At 63.6% G+C, this 4374-nt stretch carries 2 protein-coding genes and 2 pseudogenes; 1 reads left to right on the forward strand and 3 read right to left on the reverse strand.

The genetic code is table 11. The features are described from left to right. Nucleotides 1-1043 (forward strand): annotated as a pseudogene (locus ECTHA_RS18185) (ATP-binding protein); the annotation flags it as partial. 103 nt (nt 1044-1146) lie between these two features. Here ECTHA_RS18185 and ECTHA_RS18190 read toward each other — a convergent pair. From ECTHA_RS18190 to ECTHA_RS0112165, 3 genes and pseudogenes are all read right to left on the reverse strand, one after another. Continuing rightward, nucleotides 1147-3234 carry a TonB-dependent receptor plug domain-containing protein gene (locus tag ECTHA_RS18190; RefSeq protein ID WP_025282929.1) on the reverse strand — a complete coding sequence of 696 codons (2088 nt, stop codon included), beginning with the start codon at nt 3232-3234 and terminating at the stop codon, nt 1147-1149. Nucleotides 3235-3263: 29 nt separating this feature from the next. Continuing rightward, nucleotides 3264-4019 (reverse strand): IS21-like element helper ATPase IstB, encoded by a 756-nt coding sequence (istB, locus tag ECTHA_RS0112160; protein WP_025280968.1) that lies wholly within the window; start codon nt 4017-4019, stop codon nt 3264-3266. Between the two features lies 1 nt (nt 4020). Further along, nucleotides 4021-4374, reverse strand: a pseudogene (locus ECTHA_RS0112165) (IS21 family transposase); the annotation flags it as partial.

The raw sequence follows: 4374 nt of genomic DNA on the forward strand, positions 1-4374 counted from the left end.
ATTACCGTCTGCACCAGGAAGGGGCTCAGGTGATCACCGGCGGCAGTGCCTTCAACATCAAGGCCGAGTCGCTGCGCATGGGCAACTTCACCGAAGCAGAGTGCCAAACCCTCTGGCAGCAACACACCGACGAGACCGGTCAGCCCCTTGATCCGGCCATCTTCCCGGAGCTATGGGAAGACACCCACGGCCAGCCCTGGCTGGTGAACGCCCTGGGCTATGAACTCACCTGGCGCTTCAAGCCGGCCCGCGACCGGGCTCGTCCCTTGTTCCTGGAAGATTACCGGGCCGCCCGGGAGGCCCTGATCCAGTCCCGGGCCACGCATCTGGATCAGCTCACCGACAAGCTGCGCGAACCGCGTGTGCAGGGGGTGATGCGTGCCCTGCTGTCGGGTCAGGACGAGGACCTGCAGGGCATCAGTCCCGACGACCAGCAGTACGTGGAGGATCTGGGGCTGATCGAGACCCGGCCCCAGGTACGCATCAGCAACCGGATCTATCGGGAGGTGATCCCGAGAGACCTGACCTGGATCATGCAGACCCGCATCCCCAACCAGGAGCAGGAGTGGTACGTCACCTCAAAGGGGCACCTGGACATGCCGAAGTTGCTGCGTGCCTTCCAGCAGTTCTTCCGTGAACAGGCCGATGCCTGGCTGGAGCGCTTTGACTACAAGGAGGCGGGCCCGCAGTTGCTGATGCAGGCCTTTTTGCAGCGGATCGTCAATGGCGGTGGCCGCATCAGCCGGGAATATGGCCTGGGCCGCAAACGCACGGATCTGTTCATTGAATGGCCGACGGACCCGGCCAGGGGGTTTCATGGGCCGATGCAGCGCATTGTCATCGAGCTCAAGCTACAGCGTGGCGCCCTGGAGGGCGTCATCAGCCAGGGGCTGGTCCAGACGGTCGCCTATGCCAGCCAGGTGGGCGCTGACGAGGCCCACCTGGTGATCTTCAATCGCGATCCCGAGGTGACCTGGGAAGAGCGGATCTGGGAGACGGAGCGGACCATGGAAGGGCGATGCATCCGGGTGTGGGGCGCTTGAGGGGGCAGTGATGCCCCATGGAACCTTCCCGTGGGGGAGCGGGCAGAGGATCGAAGGTACGGAACTGGCGCCCGCCGGCACAGCCGTTCATCCTTGGTGGTGATCAATAGAAATACCGCACTCCCACGTAGCCAAAGGGGCCTGGGTCGCTGCCCACTGCCGTGTCCACCCGTGTATCGAAGAGGTTCTCCACCCCACCGAAGATATCCACCCGTCCCAGGGCCGGAGGCATGTAGCTCACGCGCAGATCCGTCAGGGTGTACGGGTCCACCCGGGCCAGGGGCTCGCCTGGTGTATCGGTATAGCGCTGGGTGCCCGTGTGGCGCACCGCCAGGTTCAACTCCCAGGCTGCCGCGGGGCGCCAGTCCACCTCGATCCGGGCCTGAAGATCGGGCTCGAACTCCAGTTTCTCCCCTGTCTCTCGATTTTCGGTGTCCAGCAGGCCGGCAGAAGCACTCACTGTCCATGCCGGTGAGAAGCGGTAGCTTGTGCCCAGTTCCAGGCCGCGAATGCGGGCCTCGCTGATATTGCGGAAGGTGGTATAGGTGATGCCCCGCGGGGCCTCCACCGTGCGTTCGATGCGGTCGTCGATGGTGCTCTGGAACACGGCAATGTCATAACGCCAGCCTTGTCCCTGGCCACTGATGCCCACTTCGATGTTCTCGCTGCGCTCCGGATCCAGTTCGAAGGCCTCCTTGCCAAGGGCCGGATCGGTCACGGAGGCGCCGGCGAGTCGACCGCGGGGCGTCTCGCGGTTCAGGAAGGTTTCCGGCAGGTCGGCAATGCGGAAGCCCTCGGCGTAGTTGATGCGCAGGCGTGCCTGGGGATGGATGACGTACTGCAGCCCCACGCTGCCGCTGTTGGCTGATTTCGACTGGGAGGGGTCATCATGGCGAAGGCCATAAATGATCTCGGCATGAGGTGAAAGACGCCACTCGTGCTGAGCAAACAGGGAGCGGAACCAGTAATCCCGGCTCTCCTGGATGTTGTCCGGATTGAAGAAGGGGGCGGAGCGTTTTTCGTCGCGGTATTCCGCGCCGGCCAGCACCGTATGGGCCTCGGCGGGCCGCCAGGTGCCGGTCAGTTCATGACCATGCACGGTGACCTCGCCGGTGCCCGACACGGAGGCCGACGCCCCCTGCGACGTGTACCCCAGGTCATTCCAGATGGGCGACGTGATGGTCTCGTCCTTTTCATACCGTGAGCGGTGGCTGCGCCAGTCCAGTTGCAGGGTATCGGTGGGTTCCAGTCGTCCCCGCAGGGCCACATCCAGACGGTCGTTCTCCCAATCGTTTTCCACCGGCGCATTGCGCACCGGGGCGGTCTGCCCTTTGGGCAGGGTGTAATTGGAGGGATGCATGTTGCCCACGAAGCGGGCATCCCGCGTCTCGCGCAGGTAGCTCACATCCATCCCCAGCTCCAGGCGCTCATGCAGACGCTGGGTGAGCCGACCACCCACGCTGAGCAGATCGGTGGGTTCCCGGTAGCTCACCTCCACTCGATAGGTGTCCGCCAGGTTGTTTCTGAAGTCGTTGATATTGGATTGAGAAGGCGGAGCCGCTCCCTGCTGTCCACCCCCGCGAGGGACCATCACCCGGGCCGTGCCGGTTTCCGAGTATTCCCCTTGCCGGCTGGCATTGAACCAGGCGCTGAAGCCGGTATCGCCCCGTCGACCCCGAATGTCTCCCTGCACCTCGTAGCGCTCGGCATCCCCCGAGGCCGTGGCACCCACGCTGGTGCTGACCATCCCCTCCAGGCCATCCTGCGGCTGTTTGGTGATGATGTTGATGATGCCGCCCAGCGCATCGGAGCCGTAGAGTACCCCCATGGGGCCCTTGACCACCTCGATGCGCTCGATGCTGCCCGCCGGAATGCGGTCCAGCTCGAACCCCATGCCGGCTTCCCCCGCCAGGCGCCGCCCGTCCACCAGCAGCAGGGTGCCCTTGGCGCCGGCGCCGCGGATGGAAATGTCGCCCCGCCCCGGATTGATGAACACCCCCGGTGTATTGAGGAGGACATCCCGCAGAGTGACCGCCCCCCGCTTGCGGATCTCCTGCTCGGTGACCACCTCCATGGCCACCGGGCTCGCGTCCCGTGCGCGATCCGTGCGGGTGGCTGCGTAGACCGCTGAAGGTTGCCACCCATTCCACGTGAAGCCTGCCACCCGGACCGGGGCAAAGCTGCCACCCATCGGAGCGTAGCGACGCGGGGTTTTCCTTCTTACTCCGACGTTGCGGTGTCGGTCAACTTGGACTGGGTTTTTCGCATGGACTCCCCTCTGAGATTGATCTTGTAGGCGTTGTGAACCAAGCGATCCAGAATGGCATCAGCCAGGGTGGCATCACCGATGACGTCGTGCCATTGGTCCATGGGCAGTTGGCTGGTGGCGATGGTGGATCGTCTGCCGTGGCGGTCTTCCAACACCTCCAGGAGGTCACGGCGGTTTTCAGCATTGAGTTTCATGAGCCCCCAGTCGTCGAGAATCAGTACATCCACTTTGGCCAAGTTGGCCAGAAGCTTTGCGTACTGACCATCCCCCTTGGCGATGCTCAGCTCCCGCAACAGACGGGTTAGACGAACGTAGTGGGCGGTGTGTCCCTCTCGGCAGGCCTTATGGGCCAAGGCACAGGCCAGCCAGGTTTTGCCAACCCCGGTGGGGCCGGTGATGAGGATATTGAGGTGTTCCTTCACCCACTGGCAGGCCGCCAGGGATTGGATCAACCCCTTGTCCAGGCCGCGCGGGTTCCGATAATCCAGGTCTTCGAGGCTCGCTGTGTGTCGCAGCTTGGCCTGGCGCAACCGGCTCGCCATGCGCCGATTTTCCCGTTCGGTTGTTTCGCGGTCCACCAACAGTCCAAGGCGTTCTTCGAAGCTCAGTTCCTGGATGTCGGGTGTGGCCACCTGGTCGGCCAGGGCGGCCGCCATGCCGGTTAACTTGAGGGCGTGGAGTTTATCCAGGGTGGGATGTTTGAGCATGTCAGACCCCCTCAGAGTAGTAGGCTGGGCCGCGGATGTTGTCGTGGCCATCAGGTAAGGCCAGCTCCTGCTGTTCTTCCAGAGGCTGTTCATCCAGGCGGTGTTTGAGGATGGATTCGATGTTCTTGTAGCGGCACGTCCCAAGCGTCAGCGCGCGTTGACAGGCGGCCTCCAAGCGAACATCACCAAACGTCTTCCCCAGGCGGAGGATGCCCAGACAGGAACGGTAGGCTTGCTGGGGGTGCTTTCGGGCACCCAGGGCGGTGCAGATGAGCTTTTCTGTTGCAGGCCCGGTCTTGGCGGCCCATGCGATCAGACGCTTGGGCGTCCACTCACCTGACTGCCGATGGGATTC

The organism is Ectothiorhodospira haloalkaliphila ATCC 51935 (assembly GCF_000633935.1).
Classification (GTDB): Bacteria; Pseudomonadota; Gammaproteobacteria; order Ectothiorhodospirales; family Ectothiorhodospiraceae; genus Ectothiorhodospira; species Ectothiorhodospira haloalkaliphila.